We start from the raw sequence: 17,350 nt of genomic DNA on the forward strand, positions 1-17,350 counted from the left end.
GGCGGTCGCGCAGGTACCCTTTTAGGTCGCTCGCGCGTCGCGGGGGCACATGGTCGACAGCGACGAACGAGACGCGGACACGGGTCGGACCGGCGACTCGGAGGAGCGGGCCGCCGCGGGTCCGCCGACCGACCCCGACATCGACGACCTGCTCGCGAAGCTCGACGCCCTGAGCGACACCGTCGACGAGGGACACGAGCGCGAGAAGGTCAGACAGACGATCTCCCTCGTCGAGCGGATGCCCGGGACGGGGGCGCTCGCAGAGCGGATCACCAAGTACACCTCCCGGGACCTGGCCGAGTCGTTCGTGGGGGCGGTGCTGTTCGCGCTCCCGCTGCTCGTCGAGGGCGGCGTCTTCGAGATCGCGGCCTGGTTCGCGGCGACGACCGTCGCCGGCGTCCCGGTCCTCCTGATCGGCCACGTCGGGTTCATCTTCCTCGCGACCGCCGGGCTCCTCTACTTCGCCGACTTCCGGCAGATCGCGATCAGACACCCGATCTTCGGTCTCATCCCCCGCCGGTACGCCGGCGTCCTCCTCGTCTCGCTGACCACGTCGGCGGCCATGCTGCTGTTCTGGGGCCGGCTTCACGAGGGTGACCCGACCGCGCTCGAACGGGTCGGCAGGGTCGCGGTCGTCTGGGCCGCGGCCGCGTTCGGCGCGGGACTGGGCGACATCCTCCCCGGCGAGTCGCAGGGCGAGGACCTCGGGAAGTTCGACCTCGACATCGGCGACGACGACTGAGCCGAGACCGGCGACCGCGACGGCACTCCTCGGGCTCTCCGGCCGCGACCCCGTCTACCAGACCGCCTCGGCTCCCGCGAGCGGACCCCGTTTTTCCACAGCTTTTTCGCCGCGGCGACCCTACCCGTGTCCATGTCAGCGCTACGCGACGCGCTCCGGGACCTCCCGGACGCGGTGTTTGCGGACCTACTCGAGTCCGACGAGGGATACGTCCTCGTCGTCGACCTCCCGGGCGCGACCGCCGAGACCACCGAGGTCCTCGTCGAGGACGGGCGCATCGACATCGAGGGGCGCCGCGAGAAGGCCGTCCCCGAGGGGTTCGAGTACGTCCGCGAGGACCGCCCGCTGTTCCTCGACGCGGAGCTCCCCCTCCCGAGCGACGCCGACGGCGCGGGCGCCGACGCCGAGATCGACCGCGGCGTCCTCGAAATCTCGCTGCCGAAGCGCGAGCGCGAGGTCTCCCGGACCATCCCCGTCGACGACGCGGACGACGAGGGCGACGCCTGACGGGTGGTGACGCTGGTCAACCTTCGCGCCTACTGGCGGTTCGTCGTCGTCCTGCGGCAGTTCTCGCCGCTCATTATCGCCTACTGGCGTGACAGCCGCCGCTACTTCCTGTTCGGCGGGAGCCGCGAGGTCGACACCGAGACGCAGCGCGAGCGCGCGGCGGTGCTGCTCGACATCCTGCTCACCCTCGGCCCGACGTTCATCAAGCTCGGGCAGATCCTCTCGACGCGCCCCGACATCCTCCCGCCGGCGTACATCGAGGTGTTAGAGGGGCTCCAGGACGACGTGCCGCCCGCGCCGTGGGAGGAGTCGAAGGTCGTCCTCGAAGACGAGTTCGGCCCGGTCGACGACGTCTTCGACGAGTTCGACCGCGACCCGATAAGCGGCGCAAGCCTCGGGCAGGTGTACACCGCGGAGTACGAGGGGAACCCGGTCGCGGTGAAGGTGCGCCGCCCGGGGATCGAGTCGCTCGTCGAGGCCGACCTCCGGACGATCCGCTGGTCGATCCCCCTCGTCAAGCGGTTCACCGGCGCCGGTCGAGCGTTCTCGCTGGAGAACCTCGCCGACGAGTTCGCGAAGACGATCCGCGAGGAGATGGACTACGAGCGCGAGCGGACGATGCTCGAGGAGATTCGCGGCAACTTCGCCGACGAGGACCGGATCCGGATCCCGGAGACGTACGAGGCGGTCTCCGGGCCGCGCGTGCTCACGATGGAGTACGTCCCGGGCACGAAGATCAGCGACATCGACGCGCTCGACGAGGCGGGACACGACCGGACGCAGATCGCGGAGACGCTCCAGGAGGTGTACCTCCAGATGATAATCGAGGACGGCGTGTTCCACGCCGACCCCCACCCGGGGAACCTCGCGGTCGCGGACGACGGCGCCGTGATCTTCTACGACTTCGGGATGGCGGGCCGGGTCGACCCGTTCGTCCAGGAGAAGATCGTCGAGTTCTACGTCGCGGTCGCGCGCCAGGACATCGACGCCATCCTCGACACGCTGATCTCGATGGGGACGCTCTCGCCCGAGGCCGACCGCGAGGTGATGGGCAACGTGATGGAGCTGGCCATCGCCGACGCCAGCGGCGAGGACATCGAGCAGTACCAGGTGAACCAGATCATCGAGCAGGTGGAGTCGACCATCTACGAGTTCCCGCTGCGGCTCCCGCCGAACCTCGCCTTGGTCCTCCGCGTCGCCACCGTCGTCGAGGGCGTCTGCGTCACCTTGGACCCCGAGTTCGACTTCATCTCGACGGCGACCGACTACCTCCGCGAGGAGGGGTACTACGAGCAGACCGCCCGCGACCTCGCCGAGGACGCCGGCCGACAGGTGCAAAAGACCACCGAGGCGCTGTTCACGGTGCCGCCGAAGGCCGACGAGTTCCTCGACCGCGCCAACCGCGACGACCTGACGGTGAACGTCGTGCTGGAGGACGACACGAACGTCTTAGAGAAGCTGGCGATGCGGATCGCCTACTCCGTGCTGCTCGCGGTCGGCGTCCTCTCGGCGACGATCCTCTACTCGTTCGCGGACAACTGGCGGCTCGCGCTCGTCGTCCTCGCATTGGCCGCGCCGCTCGCGATCGCCCTGTACCGGTCGTTCCGGAAGAAGCGCGGGCTCCGGACCACGCCCCAGTTCACCAGGCAGGGGATGAAGCAGCGCCGCGACGACTGACTCGCGGCGTCACGCGCCGACGACCTGGATCGGTACGAGGAGGAAACAGAGCGCGCCGACGGCGAACGTGGCGAGGCCGACCGCCAGCCGCGGGAGGCCCACGCCCTCCTCGTCGGTCGGGTCGGCCGGGCCGTTGAACGCGATCACCGTCGCGAACACCCCCCAGAACGCCCACAGCCCGACTGACTCGTTCAGCCCGAGCCCCCGCCAGAAGTGGAGGTACGCGGCGATCCCGAACAGCGCGCCGGGGACGAGCGCCGCCAGCGTCTCCTGTCGCGGCCCGAGCATCGCTCGGACCATGTGTCCGCCGTCGAGCTGGCCGACGGGGAGGAGGTTCAGGAGGGTGAAGAACATCCCGACCCAGCCGCCGATCACGACCGGATGGGCCGTTATCCGCGGATCGGCGTAGCTCGTCGGCTGGCCGAGGACGCCGGCGATGAGGTCTAGGAGTGGCGGGTTGTTGAAGCGGATCACCGGCCCCGAGGAGTTCGCGAGCTCCGCCGGCACTCCGATCGGGTCCAAGGAGAGTCCGATGGCGGTCACCACGACCGTCGCGACCAGTCCCGCGATCGGGCCGGCGGCCCCGATGTCGAAGAGGACCTTCCGAGAGGGCATTCGCCCGCGGATCCGGATCACCGCGCCGAGCGTGCCGAACGGGAAGATGAAGGGGATGACGTACGGGAGCGAGACGGGGACGCCGTGGTAGCGCCCGGCGGCGTAGTGGCCGAGCTCGTGGGTCATCAGGACGCCGAGGACGGCGGCGGTGAACGGCCACGCCTGAAGCAGCGAGAGGGGGTTCGACTGGATCTCCGCGAGCGGAACGTAGTACCACCCGTACGCGCCGACGAACAGCGTCGACAGCACGGTGGCCGCGAACATGGCGACGTTCACCCAGGGGATCCCGTCGCGGCCGCGGTCGAACGGCGTCGCGACGACGACGTGGCCGTCGTCGACGACCTCCACGTCGACCTCGTAGCCCGCCTCTCTGAAGTGTGGAGTCAGCTTCCGCAGCAGCGTCCGCTCCGGGACGTACGACTCGCCGCGGTATCGCACGCGGCCGTCCTCGCGGCGGACCTCGTCGATCCGGAAGAACGTCCGGAGGGGCTCCGGACGCGGCGCGCCGTCGCCGGCCGCCGCCGCGTCCTCGTGTTCTGACATCGCATCGTCGTAGCTGGTCGGCGAGTATAAACCCCGCGTCGGCGGGCGAGCGAACCGGAAGCGGGGGACCGGTCGTCCGCTCGCGAGGCGGACGCGTGCGCGGGCAGAAAGCGCGAGTCGGGGACCGAACCGCGGGTTTCGGTGCGGTGCTGCGCGTCGGAGGCGGTGCTGCGGGCGTCGGTCGGTGGACCGGGAGCGTCAGGCGGGCTCGACGCGCCAGGTCGTCGCGCCGGTGTACGACCACTTCTCGACGGTGAGCTCCGTCGCGGAGTCGCGGAGCTTCACCATCAGGGCGCCGATCTCCTTCGGCGAGAGGTCGACGTCCTCCGAGATGAACTTCCCTTTGAAGTACATCTCGCCGTCCTGCGCGCGGTCGAGCAGGTACTGCTTCAGCCGCTCTTCCTTGCTGCGGTCGTCGTTCGCGCTCGCGTTCGTGGAGGGGTTCGCAGTCGCGCTCATAGTACATCCCACACATCCCGCCGGAGGGTGTTATAAAGGCTACACCGTTGGGTGGCGTTCAGAGGGTTTCAGGGCGTTTTACCGAACTCGCCGGGGTAAAACGTGTCTGACGGACTCTTCACAACGGTTTCAAATTGGCGTAGAAATTTTATAACCGGTTCTAAGACGTTAATTTGGTTATTGTCCCGTCGCCCGAGTAACTCCCGTCGTGGCTCGGCGGCCGGCATTTGGCGGCAAGAATAGCTGGTGCTGTACCGGGTTCGGAGCGGCCGCGCGCCGCTCGCGCGCTCGCCTCGCGGGTCGCAGGGGCCGACCTCGGCCCCGGTCAGGCCCCACCGTGCGCGTCGCTCAGCAGTCCCGCTCAGTCCCGCCGATGGACCCAGAACGCCTCCGACTCCGTCGCCTCCTTCTTGAATATCGGCACCTCGTCTTTCAGCCGGTCGATCCCGTCCTCGACCGTCCGGAACGCCTCCCGGCGGTGCCCGGCGAGGACGACGACGAACACGATGTCCTCGCCCGCCTCGATCACGCCGGTGCGGTGGTGCATCCGCACGTCGAAGACGCCGTCGCGCTCCGCGAGTTCGTCGGCGATGGCGTCCATCCGCTCCGCGGCGATCCCCTCGTACTTCTCGAACGCGAGGTGGGTCGTCCGGTCGTCGTCGGGGCCGTCTCGCGCGCGTACGCGGCCGGTGAACGTAGCGATCGCACCTGACCGCTCCGCGTCCGCCGACGCCTCCACCCGCTCGACGAGCGTCTCGCGGGTGATCCACGGCTCCGCGCCGTCGAGGTCGGCGACGAGCGCGTCGAGGTCGACCTCGTCGCGGGCGCCCGCGGTCGCGAGGACAGTCCCCGGCACGCTCTCGGGGTCCGGATCCGGGCCCAGGAGGACCGCGGACACGCGCAGGCGCGACTCGCCGACCGCCAGCAGGTAGTCGTGGTCGGGAGCGAGCCCGTCGAGCAGGTCGTCGAACCCCTCGACGCTCCCCCGGCCGCGCCAGTTCCCGTCCGCGTCGAACGCGATCTCGGTGCGGGCGTCGAGGCGCCGTTCGGGGCCGGTACCCTCGCCGTCGACGACCCCGCCGTCGGCGGCCGGATCGGTCGGTTCCCGCTCGTCGGGGGCCGGCTCGCTCCGCCCCCCGCCGGCCGAGCCGTCGTCGCGCTCGACGACGGCGACTCGCCCGTCGAGCCGCGCCGCGAGCCGTCGGGCCAGCTCCGGGGCCCCGTCGCCGACGATCGATATCGGTCGCATACCCGAGGGCGGGCCGCGACGGGCTTAGGCGTTTCCCGGTCGGCCCGTCGCGGTCGTTCGGCGCCGCGTCGCCGGCTCCGCCGCGTCCGGGCTTGACAATCCTTAAGACCGCGACAGGGGTACTCGTCGCCAATGAGAGTCGTCGTTTCTGTCGGCGGGAGCGTGCTCGCGCCGGACCTCGACCCCGAGCGCGTGGCCGCCTACGCCGAGGCGATCGAACGGCTGGCCGCCGACGGCTGCGAGGTCGGGGTCGTCGTCGGCGGGGGCGGCGTCGCCCGCGAGTACATCGAGACGGCCCGCGAGATCGGGGCCAACGAGGTGGAGCTCGACCGGCTCGGCATCGGGACGACCCGGCTCAACGCCCGGCTTTTGATCGCCGCCCTCGGCGATCACGCGAGCCTCGCGCCGGCGGTCGACACCGAGGAGGCGGCCGCCGCCCTCCGCCGCGACGAGGTGGCGGTGATGGGCGGGGTGACGCCGGGACAGACGACCGACGCGGTCGCCGCCGCGTTCGCCGAGTCGGTCGACGCCGACCTGCTCGTGTACGCCACGAGCGCCGACGGCGTGTACGACGCCGACCCCAACGCCGACCCCGACGCGACTCAGTTCGCGTCGCTGTCGCCGGCCGAGCTCGTCGAGGTCGTCCTCCCGATGAGCCGGGACGCGGGCGCGTCCGCGCCCGTCGACCTGCTCGCCGCGAAGCTCATCGACCGGGCGGGCATCCGGTCGATCGTCCTCGACGGCACCGACCCGACCGCCGTCGTCGACGCCGTGCTGCGCGGCGACCACACCGGGACCGACGTCGTCCCCGTCGACGGCGAGGAGCCGAGCTACTGGACGGGGGAGCGATGAGCGCGGACGACGACTCCCCGCACATCCTCTCGGAGCAGACCGCGCTCGACGAGGGGGCGGCCGAAGCGGGCGAGGACGCGGCCGACGACGGCGAGGGCGCGCCCGAGGGGTCCGCGGGGGCCTTCCACGCGTTCTGGGCCGACGTGGTCGCCGACGAGGTCGAGGCGCGCGACCCCGACGAGCCGATCGTGATCAAGGGCGGCGTCTCCCCGTCGGGCGTGGCCCACCTCGGCAACTTCAACGAGATCATGCGCGGCTACTTCGTCGCCGAGGTGTTACGCGACCGTGGCCACGAGGTCCGACAGGTGTTCACCTCCGACGACAGGGACCCGCTGCGGAAGGTCCCGCGAAAGCTGGCGAACGCGGACGGCGAGATCGTCGGCCTCGGCGAGGTCGACGCGGGCGCGCTCGGCCGCAACCTCGGGAAGCCGTACACGGCGATCCCGGACCCGTTCGGCGAGGCCGACTCGTACGCGGCCCACTTCGCGGGCCTGCTGAAGGCCGACGCCGACCGCCTGAACGTCCCCGTCGAGATGCTCTCGAACACCGAGCTGTACGCCGACGGGACGTTCGACGACGCGGTCCGGACCGTCCTCTCGGACGTCGAGCGCGTCCGCGAGGTGCTCTCGCCGTACCAGGACAAGGTGGACGGCGAGTACGTCCCCTTCAACCCGGTCTGCGAGGCGTGCGGCAAGGTCACGGAGACGGTGACGGGGATCGACCTCGACGCGGAGACCGTCGACTACGTCTGTACCGACATGGACGCCGGCGGCAACACCATCGAGGGGTGCGGCCACGAGGGAACCGCGACGTTCCGGGAGGGGAAGCTCCCGTGGCGGCTGGAGTGGCCCGCCCAGTGGGGGGTCCTCGGCGTCGACTTCGAGCCGTTCGGGAAGGACCACGCCGAGGGGTCGTGGCCCTCCGGCGTCGACGTCGCGCGGAACGTGTTCGGCGAGGAGCCGCCCGTGCCGATGGTGTACGAGTGGTTCACGCTCAACGGCGAGGCGTTCTCCTCCTCCGAGGGCAACGTCGTCACGGTCCAGGAGCTTCTGGAGCTGATCGAGCCCGAGGTGCTCCGCTACTTCTTCGCGCTCCACCCGAAGAAGGCCCGCGACCTCGACGTCGAGCGGCTCGACCAGCTGGTCGACCGCTTCGACCGGTTCGAGCGCGCGTACTTCGGCGAGGTCGACGACCCCGACCTCACCGCCTTCGCCGAGCGCGCCTACCCGTTCGTCGTCGGGCGACCGGACGACCCGCCGACCGAGAAGCCGCTCCGGCTCCCGTACACGTTCGCGGCGGTCCTCGGGATGGTCGACGACCCCGAGTTCCGCGAGCGGCTCGCCCGCGACGAGGGGCACATCCCGGACGCCGCCGCCGCCGACGCCGTCGACGCCGCGCTCGCCCGCGTGGAGCAGGCCCGGAACTGGGCCGAGCGGACCGAAAACGAGTACGACTACCGGCTCCAGACGGACCTCCCCGCGGTCGAGTTCGACGACGACGTCGCGGCCGCGCTCGACGACCTCGCCGACTTCGTCGCCGAGGGCCACGACGGCGAGGCGATTCAGGGGGCGATGTACGAGACCGCCCGCGACCACGACGTCGAGGTGAGCGAGTTCTTCGCGGCGGGCTACCGCCTCTTCTTCGACGACACGCAGGGGCCGCGGCTGGGAGAGTTCTTGGGCGAACTGGAGCGCGACTACGTCGTCGACCGGCTCCGGCGGGAGGCGTAGATGCCGGAGGACCGCTCGCTCGACGAGTTCGCCCCCGTCGACGAGAACGCCGATTCCGACGACGCCGCCGACCCGGCAGCCGTCGACCCCGCGGTCGCCACCTCGACGTGGCACGCGGACGGCGCGGCGTGCGACCGCTGCGGCGAGCCGGTCGAGCGCCGCTGGCGGGACGAGGGGGATTTCGTCTGCGCCGACTGCGCGTCGTGGTGACCGTCTTTCTGCGATCGGGTGTGACGGTCAAAATTTAAGCCGACGGCCGTCGAGGAGTTGCTCGCGGAGAAAATTCGGCGCGCACAAGTTAAATATAAATGACGTTTAATTCGGAACTGATCTACGGGCGGTCCGCGGCCGCTCTCACGGCGGCGTACCTCTGTCTCGGCGTGCTGTTCGCGGTCGCGGTCGACCTCGCGGCCGCGTCGGTGAACGGGGCCGCGGCGGGGTTGACGCCGGCGCGCCTCGTCGGGGACTTCCTGCTCGTCGTCGGGTCCGGCGGACTCCTCTACGGCGCGGTCACGTACCATCGACGGCGGGCGGAGACCGCCCGGCGGGACCTCGAAACCTCCAACCAGCAGCTACAGGTGTTGAGCCGGGTGTTCCGACACAACGTCCGCAACGACCTCAACGTGATTCAGGGGTACACCGACCTGTTGGCCGACCGGATCGACGACGAGCGGAGCCGGGAGTGCCTGGAGACGATCCGAGAGACGACCGACGACGTCGTCGAGATCAGCGAGAAGCTCCGGGTGATCGAGGACGCGTCGACCGAACCGCCGGACGGCCGCGTGAACCTCGTCGACGCGGTCCACGAGGCGGTCGACGTCGTCGACGCCGACGGCGCCGCGGTCACGGTCGAAACCCCCTCCGAGGCGTGGATCCGCGCGGACGACTCCGTCGAGTTCCCGGTCCGCGAGGTGTTCGAGAACGCGGTCACCCACAACGACGGCGCGACGCGGCGCGTGGCGGCGACGATCCGCGAGAACGGGACGACCACCTGCCTGGAGGTCACCGACAACGGGCCGGGGATCCCCCCGGACGAGCGCGCGGTGTTGCAGGCCGAAGAGGAGACGCCGCTCTCGCACGCGAGCAGCATCGGGCTGTGGCTCGTCAAGTGGATGTGCGAGACGCAGGGGGGGACCGTCCGGTTCGACGCGACCGACGACGGCACGACGGTCCGACTCCGGTTCGAGTCCGCGGCGCCGCCTAATCCAGCTCGGTGATCGTCACGGCGTACACCGCGCCGCAGTTCCCGCATTCGACGTGAACCCCGCGGCTCGCCTCGCCGCGGGTGAACTCGGAGATCTCCTCCGAACACGAGCACTCGAACTGGACTTTCACTACCGTTCCTATGCGCTTCTGGTATTTAAAAGAAACCGACGCGGAATCAGCGGCGAAAACCGGCGATCGCGGTACCACGCCGCACGGCGTCCCCTCGGTGGCGGTGTCGCGGCCGCGGTCAGTCGTCGTCGACGATCACTTCGACGGGGCCGTCGCCGTCGTCGGCCTCCTCGTCGTGACCGTCGGACGAGGCGGCGGTACCGCCCGACTGCTGCTGGTAGTAGAGCCCGCCGGCCACCGCGAGGACGAGCCACGACCGCCAGTTGGCGAGGTTCAGCGTGTAGCCGATGCCGAACGGCTTCTCGACGAGCATCCCCTTGTCCGGCTGCCAGTACGACGAAAGCATGCGTCCGAGGCTCGGACGCTCGAAGTTGTACGGGATCCCGAGAATCTCTCCCGACGACGGTTTGTCTGCCATACCTGTTCCTCTATCCGCCGGCACCATAAATCGTGGCGCCATCGGACGCCGATCGCGGCGGGGAGCGCGCCCGTGTCGACGCCGCGGCCGGCGGCTCCATCCCCCGTCAGCGATACCGGCCGCGGTCCGCAACGTCGCGCAGCCGTTCGAGGACCTCGCCGTCACCGACGGCCTCGTACCCCGCCTCGAACGCCGCGATCAGCGGGTCGGGATCCGTCGCGGTCGCCCGGACCGACCCCTCGAACACGTGGAGATCCATCGCGTGGTCCTCGACGTGGCCGGTGTGGTAGCCGAGTCCGAAGTCGATGAGGTACGTCTCCGGCGGGTCGGCCTCACCGTTCCCGCCTCGGCTCCCGGCTCGTTCGGGCGACACCCGCACGTTCCGCGTCGTCGGGTCGCCGTGGACGATCCCCGCGCCGTGAAGCCGCGCGAGGTGACGGCCGACCGCCTCGGTCCAACGCTCGTCGAGTGCGGCCGCGAGGTCGCGCTCGCCGACGTGCTGGAGCGTCAGCGTCGCGGTCGCGAGGTCGACGTCCGACACGAGCGGCGTCGGCACGCCCGCGCGCCGCGCCTCGCTCGTCAGCCGCGCCTCCGCGACGGTCCGGTCGCGCCGGAGCGTCCGGTCGAGCTCGGGGTGTCGGTAGGACTTCTCGACCCGCCGCTTGACCGCGCGGCGGTCGCCGTCGCTCCCGGTTACCGTCACGGTCGCCTCCGCGCCCCGCCGATCCGCGTCGGAGTCGCGCGCGGGCGCTCCGTCCGCCGACATCCCGCTCCCGGGCGCCCGCGCGACGGACTCGCCGCCGCGCCACGTCACCGGGACCTGGTCCGGGCGGAAGTTCGGGTCGACCGCGGACTCCGCGATCGGGACCGTGTCCCCCGCGGCGGCCATCTTCGCGCCAAGCACGGCGATCATCCCGGCGTTGTCGCGGAGGAAGCGCGGCTCCGGGGCGAAGAAGTCGGCCCCGCGGGCCTCGCACATCGCGGCCAGCATCTCACGCAGCCGGTCGTTCTGCGCGACGCCGCCGCCCAGCACGAGCTCGTCGGCCCCGGTCAGCGAGAGCGCGCGCTCCGACACCTCGGCGAGCATCGCGAAGACGTGCTCCTGGAGCGAGAAGCAGATCTCCTCGACGGGGACGCCGTCGTCCGCGGCGTCGTTGGCGGCCGAGCTGATCCCGGAAAACGAGAAGTCCATCCCCTTGACGACGTACGGGAGGTCGAGGAGGCCGGCGTCGGCGGTCTCCCCGTCACTTTCACCTCCGCCCGCAGCCGCCGCGAACTCCGCGGCCGCCGTCTCCACCTTCGGACCGCCGGGGTGGCTCCAGCCGACGTGGCGGGTGAACTTGTCTATCGCGTTGCCCACGCCGGCGTCCATCGTCTCGCCGAGGACGCGGTAGCGCCCGTCGTGGTAGCCGAGCAGGTGCGCGTTCGCGCCCGAGGCGTTCAGACAGACCGGGTTGTCGAAGCCGGACCGATGGCGACCGATCTCTAAGTGCGCAACCATGTGGTTGACGCCGACGAGGGGAACGTCGAGCGTCCCGGCCAGCGACCGCGCCGCGGTCCCGACGATCCGGAGGCAGGGGCCGAGTCCGGGGCCGCGGGAGAAGGCGACCGCGTCGACCGCGTCCGGGCCGTGTTCCGCCTCGGCCGCGGTCAACACCCGGTCGACGACTGCGGGGATCGCCTCCGACATGTGTTCGGCGGCCTCGCGCGGGTGAATGCCGCCGCTGTCCGGCTCGTAGGGGTCGGATTCGATGAGAACGGAGTCGGTCTCGGCGTCGTACAGCGCGGCGCTGGCGCACCACGCGGTACCCTCGATGCCGAGAACGCGCATCCGGCGGCGTTAGGCTTCCTCGGCGTCCGCCTCGTCGCCGCCGATCTTGTTGCGTTCGAGCATGTGGTCCTGTTCGACCTCTAAGGCGTCGGCCGCGGAGTCGTACACCTTCGCGTAGCCGATCGTCTTGCGCATGCCGAACTTCGTGTCGAGCTCGTGGACGACGACCTCCTCGGAGTCCTTGTCGAGCTTGGCCGCCAGCGAGTCGCGGACCGACAGCCGCGAGGGGGTGGCCTCCTCGTGCGTCGTCTCGAAACGGATGTCCGTGCGGTGCAGCATCGGGTTCTCCTCCTCGGAGATGATATCGACGTCCATGGTTCAGTTGGGCGTATATCCCCTCGAAAGCTGTAAAAGGATTTCGAAGCGGGGGTGACGCCGCCGAACCGCTCGCCGACCGTCGACCAAACGCCCCGTTCGGCGTCAGGGTTTCACTCCTCCGGACCGTGGGTTCCGTTACCACGCGGATGTCCGACGACGCCGGATTCGAGCCGACCGACCGCTCGGAGTACGAGCTCGTCCGGGCGGCGAACGTTATCGTCCCGATGCCGCCCCTGCGGAAGGCCCGGATCTGCGGCGGCGTCGCGCTCCTCGGGTCGCTCGCGGCGCCGGTCGTCGCGACCCTGCCCGTGGGCGTCCGCGACGCAGCGTTCTCGGGGCCGCCGCTCGCAACCCCGCTCGCCGTCGCGGCCGTCGCGCTCGCCGGCACCGTCGCGGCCGGCCTCGCCGGCCTCGGGCTCGTCGCGCTCCACCGGCGCCTCGCGCGCGGCCCCGAACCGACGGACGACGCGGTCTGGTCGTTCCTCGCGATCGAGGACGCGCTCACGGGGATCGGGTTCGTCACCGGCGGCCTCGGCGTCGCCCTCGGCCTCTCGCTGCTGGCGAGCGGGCACTGGGGGGTCGACGCGCTCGACGCCCTCCGGCGAAACGGGATCGAACCGTACGCCTCGGTCTCGACCCTCCCGGTCACGCCGCGACTGACGAGCGCGGTCGCGCTGGCGGTCGGTCTCGCAGTCCTCGCGGCCACCGTCGTCGACGGCGCGTGACGCCGACCGCCCGGTCGCCTACTCCGCGTCCGCCCCGTCGAGCCCGTCCGGGTCGACGTCGAGAAGCTCGTACGCGGCCGCGGTGTCGCCCGCCAACCCCTCGAACAGCTCGCGGGCCTTCCGTCGGGTCTCGGGCGTGACCGCGACGCGGACCATCCCCTCGCCGGGCTGGCCGTAGACGACGGTCGAGCCGAGCGGCGCCGCCAGCATCGCGGGCAGCGCCGCCAGGTCCTCCTCGCCGGTCACCTCTATCGTCACCGGCTCGTCGGCCGCGAGCGCCTCGGCGAGCGCGTCGAGCAGCGCCGCCGACAGCGCCGCGGCGGGGTTCTCAACGGGAATTCGCCGCTCTCCCGTGGCAGACAGCGCGGTCGCGATCTCCTCGCGGACCGCCTCGCGCTCCGTCTTCCCGTCGACCAGCGCGGCGTCCGGGACGCGGCCGGCCTCCCGGAGGTGGTAGGTGACCACGTCGCCGACCGCGATCAGCCGCGGAGGGGCCTCGTCGGGGGAGCCGTGTCGCTCGCGGGTCTCGTCGACCGCCTCCAGAAGCGCGGCGGCGTCGGTCGTCACCGGTCCCAGCGGCTCCTTGAACGCGTCGCGCAGCGATTCAGGTAGCGTGAGAAGCGGGTCGGACGGGTCGTCGGATGAGTCGCTCATCGGTTTCGTTCGGCCTCAGTGCGGCCGGTCAGCGGACCTTGAGCGCGTACGCGCCCGCGTCTGAGACGTTCATCTCCTCGGCGATCTGGCTGTCCGCGGGGTCGGTGATGATGACGTAGCCCGCCCAGTCCTCCGTCAGCGACGACGACCCGCAGAGCGCGCAGGTCTGGGCGTCCGGGTCGTTGACGTGGTGGCACTCCCGACACGCCAGGCGGTCCTCGGCCATCAGTCGGCCTCCTCACCGGTCTGCTCGCGGTGTTTCCGCTGGCCCTCCAGCCACTCGTGTTTGCCGAGGCCGGGCTGTTTCGCCGTGAGCCCGATCTTCGAGTCGCGGGGGTTGCGCTCGTCGATGCTCTTCGTCACGACGCGGACGCGCACGGCGTCGTCGACGCCGAGCGTCTTGTCGGAGTCCGACGAGGCGAGCTGCTGGTTCGCGCCGTCGAACGTGAGGTACTCGTCGGTTATCTGCGAGACGTGGAGCAGCCCGTCCACCGGGCCGATCCCGACGAATGCGCCGAACTCCACCGTCTCGACGACGGTGCCGTCGGCGACCTCCTGCATGTCGGGGTCGTAGGTGAGCGCGTCGAACTCCGCCTCGTAGTAGACGCCGGGGCGGTTGTGCAACACCGCCCCCTCGCCGATGTCGTGAACCTCGATGACGCTCACGACGCTGCCGACTTCCTCGTCCATCCGTCCTTCCAGCTTGTCCTGGAGCAGGGCCTTCACCCGCTCGTCGGTGACGTCCGCCAGGTGCTTCGGCGGGACCTCGACCGTGTCCTTGAGTCGAACTCGTTTGTACATGTTGTTGGTTGTCCGCGGCCGCTAGGGTTCCGTTATCGCCAGTGTGTTCCGACCCCTTAAACCGATTACTGGTGCGTCCGCGGCCAGCACCCGGTCCGCGAGGGGCCCGTCGTTGGTGACGACGGCGTCGACCCGGCCGGCCGCGGCCAGGGCGACGAGCGCGTCGTCGGCGTACGATTCGTCCGTCTCTACCGCCTCCGCCCGCTCCGCGAGGTCCGCCCCGACGCTCGCGGCGGTCGCCTCGGCGCCGTTGCCGCCCTGGAGCCCGTCGAGCTCCGCGAGCACCGCCGTCGGCACCACGGCGTCGTAGCCGCCGAGGAGCCGGTCTAACTCCTCGAACAGCCGCAGGTCGGCCTCGACCGGCGCCATCAGCGCGCTCGCGTCGAGCGCGACGACCGGAATTCCCTCGGAGCCGTCTCCCGCGAGGCCCTCGGCGCGGGCGTCGCCCGCGGGGCTCGACTCCGGACGGTCCGCGCGGGCGTCGTCGGTCACGTTACGTGAGCGTCCCGACGCCGATGAGCCGCCAGCGCGCGCCGACGCGCCGGTTGATCGCTATCTGGGCGCCCTCCTCGGCGCAGACCGGCCGCTTGAGGCTCACCTCGCACTCGCCGTCGCGCGCGCTCGTCACGGCGCCGACCGTCGTCGCCGTGCCGACCGTGAGCATCAGCGGCTCGCCGGTGCTGATCTCCTCGATGTCGCTCTCGCCGCTCTCGTCGTCCTCCTTGCCGACGACGCGGTCGAGCAGGTCGACCGTCATCTCGAACTCCTCGCGGGTCGGCGGGAGCGTCCCCGGCTCGCCCGCGACCTGTCCGGCGAGGGCGTCGCCTTTCGTCAGGCTCGGGTCGAGCCCCGTGCCGACGCCGAGGAGGCCGCCCGGGTGGGCGGTCTCGACGTCGCGGTTGCCTGCCTGAAGCGACCGGACGGTCGTCTCCAGCGGCCGCCACTCGGTCTGACCCTCCTCGTCGACCTCGCGGCCCGGTCGGATCTCCAGGCCGTCGCCGACCGACAGCTCGCCGCTGACGAGCGAGCCGCCGACGACGCCGCCCTTGAGGTCCTCGGCGCTCGCGCCCGGCCGGTTGATGTCGAACGAGCGGGCCGCGTACATCCGGGCGCTCTCGCCCGGGTCGCGGTCCGGCGTCGGGATCTCGGTCTCGATCGCGTCGATGAGCAGGTCGAGGTTGACCTCCTGTTGGGCCGAGACGGGGACGATCGGCGCGTCCTCCGCGACGGTGCCCTCGACGAACTCCTGGATCTGCTCGTAGTTGTCGACGGCGCGGTCGCGGTCGACCAGGTCGACCTTGTTCTGCGCGATGACGATGTTCTCGATCCCGATGAGGTCGAGCGCCATCAGGTGCTCCTCCGTCTGGGCCTGCGGGACGTCCTCCGTCGCGCTGACGACCAGGACCGCGCCGTCCATGATCGAGGCGCCCGAGAGCATCGTCGCCATCAGCGTCTCGTGGCCGGGCGCGTCGACGAACGACACGGTTCGGATCGGCTCGCTCGTCGAGCCGTCCTCGCACTCCTCGTCGACGGTGTAACACTCGGGCTCGTCGACGCCGGGACAGCGGCGGAACGTCGCGTCCGCGTACCCCAGCCGGATCGATATCCCGCGTTTCATCTCCTCGCTGTGCTGGTCGGTCCACGAGCCGGACAACGCCTGTACCAGCGTGGTCTTCCCGTGGTCGACGTGACCGACGAGACCGATGTTCACCTCCGGTTGTGTGTTGGCTTCAGTCACTGTTGGACCTCCTAACGGAGTAGTCTTATGCGAATTTCGCCCCGTGCGAGTGATAAAGTTGCTGTTATAGCGGCGTCAGCCCGGGCGACGGCTCCCGACCGACGGCCGACCGCGACGGCGACGTGGTATATAAATAACCGACATCGAGCGCCGCGGACGCTTATAAACAGCGCCGCGGTGCGGCGGCGCGTGCCTGCGAGCGGCCGGAGCGAAGCGGAGGCCGCGAGACAGCACGCGCGAGGGACGCGGTGAGCGAGGGCGACCGAAGGGAGTCCGAGCGAACCGCGAGGCTGGGGAGGCGTGAGGCTGGGCGGTGCTGTGCGGTGCGGGGCGGGACTCAAAGGGGCAGTCGCGAGGCGGGCGGAGGCGACGTAAGCACCGCAGCGAAGGAGCGTCAGCGACTGAGCGAGGAGCGCAACGAGCGTGCGCCCGCCTCGCGACTGGGGCTTTGGCGGTGTTCTCCGGAGTTGTGTTTGTGGTTGCGTATAACCGAGCGACTGGGACTTCGGCGGTGTCGTTCGCCTCACGGCCGGTGCGATTTATAAACAAACGCCGTCGGGACCGACAACGTTCGACGCCGATTTACGCCTCACGGGTCAACGCGGATTCATAATGGGATACGCGTGCCCGGTCTGTGACACCCCGCAGCGCGACGGCGAACACCTCGCGCACCACCTCGCGTTCACCGCGATGCTCCACGGCGGCGACCACGCCGACTGGCTCGACGAACGCGTCGACGACTGGAGCGAGCGGGAGCCCACGGCGCTCGCGGCCGAGGTGACCCCGCACGCCGACGACGCCGAGTACGAGGAGGTGTTTGAGGACACCGTCCCCCGCGGCCGCCCCGACGTGGGGATGGGGTCGGGCGGGGACACGGCCGGCCACGACCACGCCGACCACAATCACGACCACGCGCACGACCCGCCCGCGGACGCCGGCGTCCCCGACCCGGAGGAGGTCGACGACCCCGAGGTCGCCGAGGCGCTGCGCGAGGCCCGCGAGATGACTCGGGAAGCGCGGGAACAGGAGAGCGAGGGAGACGCCGACGCCGACCGCGACACCGCCGACGACCCCGACGCCGACCGCGACACCGCCGACGACCCCGACGCCGACCGCGACACCGACGACCGCGACTCGTAACGGAACGCCCTTTTCC

The 17,350-nt window shown here is 70.8% G+C and carries 21 protein-coding genes; 9 read left to right on the top strand and 12 right to left on the bottom strand.

Annotated features, from left to right (window positions below; all coding sequences use genetic code 11):
* Positions 1-49: 49 nt before the first annotated feature.
* From CPZ01_RS09695 to CPZ01_RS09705, 3 genes are all read left to right on the top strand, one after another.
* The gene (locus CPZ01_RS09695; protein WP_096394538.1) at positions 50-742 is read left to right on the top strand and encodes a DUF2391 domain-containing protein; all 693 of its coding nucleotides are present in this window, start codon (positions 50-52) and stop codon (positions 740-742) included.
* Positions 743-874: 132 nt separating this feature from the next.
* Positions 875-1,249, top strand: coding sequence for an Hsp20/alpha crystallin family protein (locus CPZ01_RS09700; RefSeq protein WP_004597325.1), 375 nt, complete (start codon positions 875-877; stop codon positions 1,247-1,249).
* A 3-nt stretch (positions 1,250-1,252) separates the two neighbouring features.
* Positions 1,253-2,926 carry an ABC1 kinase family protein gene (locus CPZ01_RS09705; protein ID WP_096394540.1) on the top strand — a complete coding sequence of 558 codons (1,674 nt, stop codon included), beginning with the start codon at positions 1,253-1,255 and terminating at the stop codon, positions 2,924-2,926.
* A gap of 9 nt (positions 2,927-2,935) precedes the next feature.
* Here the strand turns inward: CPZ01_RS09705 and CPZ01_RS09710 are convergent, their stop codons facing one another.
* The 3 genes from CPZ01_RS09710 to CPZ01_RS09720 form a co-directional block, all read right to left on the bottom strand.
* Positions 2,936-4,084: a site-2 protease family protein gene (locus tag CPZ01_RS09710; protein WP_096394542.1), complete on the bottom strand. Its 1,149-nt coding sequence runs from the start codon at positions 4,082-4,084 to the stop codon at positions 2,936-2,938.
* A 198-nt stretch (positions 4,085-4,282) separates the two neighbouring features.
* The gene (locus CPZ01_RS09715; RefSeq protein WP_004597322.1) at positions 4,283-4,543 is read right to left on the bottom strand and encodes a DUF7123 family protein; all 261 of its coding nucleotides are present in this window, start codon (positions 4,541-4,543) and stop codon (positions 4,283-4,285) included.
* Between the two features lie 361 nt (positions 4,544-4,904).
* A complete protein-coding gene (locus CPZ01_RS09720; RefSeq protein ID WP_096394544.1) occupies positions 4,905-5,792 on the bottom strand; it encodes a molybdopterin synthase in 888 nt (295 codons plus the stop codon).
* A gap of 132 nt (positions 5,793-5,924) precedes the next feature.
* Here CPZ01_RS09720 and pyrH point away from each other — a divergent pair, with 132 nt between their 5' ends.
* The 4 genes from pyrH to CPZ01_RS09740 all read left to right on the top strand — a co-directional run bounded on the left by pyrH (position 5,925) and on the right by CPZ01_RS09740 (position 9,591).
* Complete coding sequence (pyrH, locus tag CPZ01_RS09725) at positions 5,925-6,644, top strand: UMP kinase (protein ID WP_096394546.1); 720 nt, start codon at positions 5,925-5,927, stop codon at positions 6,642-6,644.
* Complete coding sequence (gene lysS, locus CPZ01_RS09730) at positions 6,641-8,374, top strand: lysine--tRNA ligase (RefSeq protein ID WP_096394548.1); 1,734 nt, start codon at positions 6,641-6,643, stop codon at positions 8,372-8,374. The genes pyrH and lysS overlap by 4 nt, the downstream gene beginning before the upstream one ends.
* On the top strand, positions 8,375-8,584 hold the full coding sequence (locus CPZ01_RS09735) for a DUF7573 domain-containing protein (protein ID WP_096394550.1): 210 nt from the start codon (positions 8,375-8,377) through the stop codon (positions 8,582-8,584).
* Positions 8,585-8,682: 98 nt separating this feature from the next.
* The gene (locus CPZ01_RS09740; RefSeq protein ID WP_096394552.1) at positions 8,683-9,591 is read left to right on the top strand and encodes a sensor histidine kinase; all 909 of its coding nucleotides are present in this window, start codon (positions 8,683-8,685) and stop codon (positions 9,589-9,591) included.
* Here the strand turns inward: CPZ01_RS09740 and CPZ01_RS15695 are convergent.
* The 4 genes from CPZ01_RS15695 to CPZ01_RS09755 all read right to left on the bottom strand — a co-directional run bounded on the left by CPZ01_RS15695 (position 9,575) and on the right by CPZ01_RS09755 (position 12,273).
* A complete protein-coding gene (locus CPZ01_RS15695) occupies positions 9,575-9,709 on the bottom strand; it encodes a hypothetical protein (RefSeq protein WP_008847522.1) in 135 nt (44 codons plus the stop codon). The two genes, CPZ01_RS09740 and CPZ01_RS15695, sit on opposite strands and share 17 nt — an antisense overlap.
* Before the next feature lie 118 nt (positions 9,710-9,827).
* Positions 9,828-10,127 (bottom strand): DUF5808 domain-containing protein, encoded by a 300-nt coding sequence (locus tag CPZ01_RS09745; RefSeq protein ID WP_096394554.1) that lies wholly within the window; start codon positions 10,125-10,127, stop codon positions 9,828-9,830.
* A 106-nt stretch (positions 10,128-10,233) separates the two neighbouring features.
* The gene (locus CPZ01_RS09750) at positions 10,234-11,958 is read right to left on the bottom strand and encodes a bifunctional N(6)-L-threonylcarbamoyladenine synthase/serine/threonine protein kinase (protein ID WP_096394556.1); all 1,725 of its coding nucleotides are present in this window, start codon (positions 11,956-11,958) and stop codon (positions 10,234-10,236) included.
* A 9-nt stretch (positions 11,959-11,967) separates the two neighbouring features.
* Positions 11,968-12,273 (bottom strand): 30S ribosomal protein S24e, encoded by a 306-nt coding sequence (locus CPZ01_RS09755; protein ID WP_004597313.1) that lies wholly within the window; start codon positions 12,271-12,273, stop codon positions 11,968-11,970.
* 149 nt (positions 12,274-12,422) lie between these two features.
* Here CPZ01_RS09755 and CPZ01_RS09760 point away from each other — a divergent pair, with 149 nt between their 5' ends.
* Positions 12,423-13,001, top strand: a complete 579-nt coding sequence (locus CPZ01_RS09760; RefSeq protein WP_096394558.1) for a hypothetical protein — start codon at positions 12,423-12,425, stop codon at positions 12,999-13,001.
* Positions 13,002-13,019: 18 nt separating this feature from the next.
* On the opposite strand, the gene CPZ01_RS09765 is transcribed toward CPZ01_RS09760, so the two are convergent.
* From CPZ01_RS09765 to CPZ01_RS09785, 5 genes are read right to left on the bottom strand one after another with little or no spacing between them, the layout of a single operon-like run.
* On the bottom strand, positions 13,020-13,655 hold the full coding sequence (locus tag CPZ01_RS09765) for a GTP-dependent dephospho-CoA kinase family protein (protein ID WP_096394560.1): 636 nt from the start codon (positions 13,653-13,655) through the stop codon (positions 13,020-13,022).
* Positions 13,656-13,683: 28 nt separating this feature from the next.
* Positions 13,684-13,881 (bottom strand): transcription elongation factor subunit Spt4, encoded by a 198-nt coding sequence (gene spt4, locus CPZ01_RS09770; protein WP_096394562.1) that lies wholly within the window; start codon positions 13,879-13,881, stop codon positions 13,684-13,686.
* Positions 13,881-14,456, bottom strand: a complete 576-nt coding sequence (locus tag CPZ01_RS09775; RefSeq protein WP_017343865.1) for a DNA-directed RNA polymerase — start codon at positions 14,454-14,456, stop codon at positions 13,881-13,883. The genes spt4 and CPZ01_RS09775 overlap by 1 nt, the downstream gene beginning before the upstream one ends.
* Positions 14,457-14,477: 21 nt before the next feature.
* Entirely contained in the window at positions 14,478-14,948 is a 471-nt protein-coding gene (locus tag CPZ01_RS09780; RefSeq protein ID WP_096394564.1) for a DUF188 domain-containing protein, read from the bottom strand.
* Position 14,949: 1 nt separating this feature from the next.
* Positions 14,950-16,194 (bottom strand): translation initiation factor IF-2 subunit gamma, encoded by a 1,245-nt coding sequence (locus tag CPZ01_RS09785; protein WP_096394566.1) that lies wholly within the window; start codon positions 16,192-16,194, stop codon positions 14,950-14,952.
* Between the two features lie 612 nt (positions 16,195-16,806).
* Here CPZ01_RS09785 and CPZ01_RS09790 point away from each other — a divergent pair.
* Positions 16,807-17,334, top strand: coding sequence for a DUF5810 domain-containing protein (locus tag CPZ01_RS09790; RefSeq protein WP_096394568.1), 528 nt, complete (start codon positions 16,807-16,809; stop codon positions 17,332-17,334).
* The last annotated feature ends 16 nt before the right edge of the window (positions 17,335-17,350 follow it).

Origin of the sequence: Halorubrum trapanicum (genome assembly GCF_002355655.1) — an archaeon.
GTDB lineage: Archaea > Halobacteriota > Halobacteria > Halobacteriales > Haloferacaceae > Halorubrum > Halorubrum trapanicum_A.

What these genes read in the sequence shown, in the direction of transcription:
- CPZ01_RS09760 (WP_096394558.1), top strand. Translation starts at nt 12,423, where the DNA reads ATGTCCGACGACGCCGGATTCGAGCCGACCGACCGCTCGGAGTACGAG.
- CPZ01_RS09750 (WP_096394556.1), bottom strand. Translation starts at nt 11,958, where the DNA reads ATGCGCGTTCTCGGCATCGAGGGTACCGCGTGGTGCGCCAGCGCCGCG.
- CPZ01_RS09715 (WP_004597322.1), bottom strand. Translation starts at nt 4,543, where the DNA reads ATGAGCGCGACTGCGAACCCCTCCACGAACGCGAGCGCGAACGACGAC.
- CPZ01_RS09720 (WP_096394544.1), bottom strand. Translation starts at nt 5,792, where the DNA reads ATGCGACCGATATCGATCGTCGGCGACGGGGCCCCGGAGCTGGCCCGA.
- CPZ01_RS09695 (WP_096394538.1), top strand. Translation starts at nt 50, where the DNA reads ATGGTCGACAGCGACGAACGAGACGCGGACACGGGTCGGACCGGCGAC.
- CPZ01_RS09740 (WP_096394552.1), top strand. Translation starts at nt 8,683, where the DNA reads ATGACGTTTAATTCGGAACTGATCTACGGGCGGTCCGCGGCCGCTCTC.
- CPZ01_RS09745 (WP_096394554.1), bottom strand. Translation starts at nt 10,127, where the DNA reads ATGGCAGACAAACCGTCGTCGGGAGAGATTCTCGGGATCCCGTACAAC.
- CPZ01_RS09700 (WP_004597325.1), top strand. Translation starts at nt 875, where the DNA reads ATGTCAGCGCTACGCGACGCGCTCCGGGACCTCCCGGACGCGGTGTTT.
- CPZ01_RS09710 (WP_096394542.1), bottom strand. Translation starts at nt 4,084, where the DNA reads ATGTCAGAACACGAGGACGCGGCGGCGGCCGGCGACGGCGCGCCGCGT.
- CPZ01_RS09755 (WP_004597313.1), bottom strand. Translation starts at nt 12,273, where the DNA reads ATGGACGTCGATATCATCTCCGAGGAGGAGAACCCGATGCTGCACCGC.
- CPZ01_RS09735 (WP_096394550.1), top strand. Translation starts at nt 8,375, where the DNA reads ATGCCGGAGGACCGCTCGCTCGACGAGTTCGCCCCCGTCGACGAGAAC.
- lysS (WP_096394548.1), top strand. Translation starts at nt 6,641, where the DNA reads ATGAGCGCGGACGACGACTCCCCGCACATCCTCTCGGAGCAGACCGCG.
- CPZ01_RS09765 (WP_096394560.1), bottom strand. Translation starts at nt 13,655, where the DNA reads ATGAGCGACTCATCCGACGACCCGTCCGACCCGCTTCTCACGCTACCT.
- spt4 (WP_096394562.1), bottom strand. Translation starts at nt 13,881, where the DNA reads ATGGCCGAGGACCGCCTGGCGTGTCGGGAGTGCCACCACGTCAACGAC.
- CPZ01_RS09775 (WP_017343865.1), bottom strand. Translation starts at nt 14,456, where the DNA reads ATGTACAAACGAGTTCGACTCAAGGACACGGTCGAGGTCCCGCCGAAG.
- CPZ01_RS09790 (WP_096394568.1), top strand. Translation starts at nt 16,807, where the DNA reads ATGGGATACGCGTGCCCGGTCTGTGACACCCCGCAGCGCGACGGCGAA.
- pyrH (WP_096394546.1), top strand. Translation starts at nt 5,925, where the DNA reads ATGAGAGTCGTCGTTTCTGTCGGCGGGAGCGTGCTCGCGCCGGACCTC.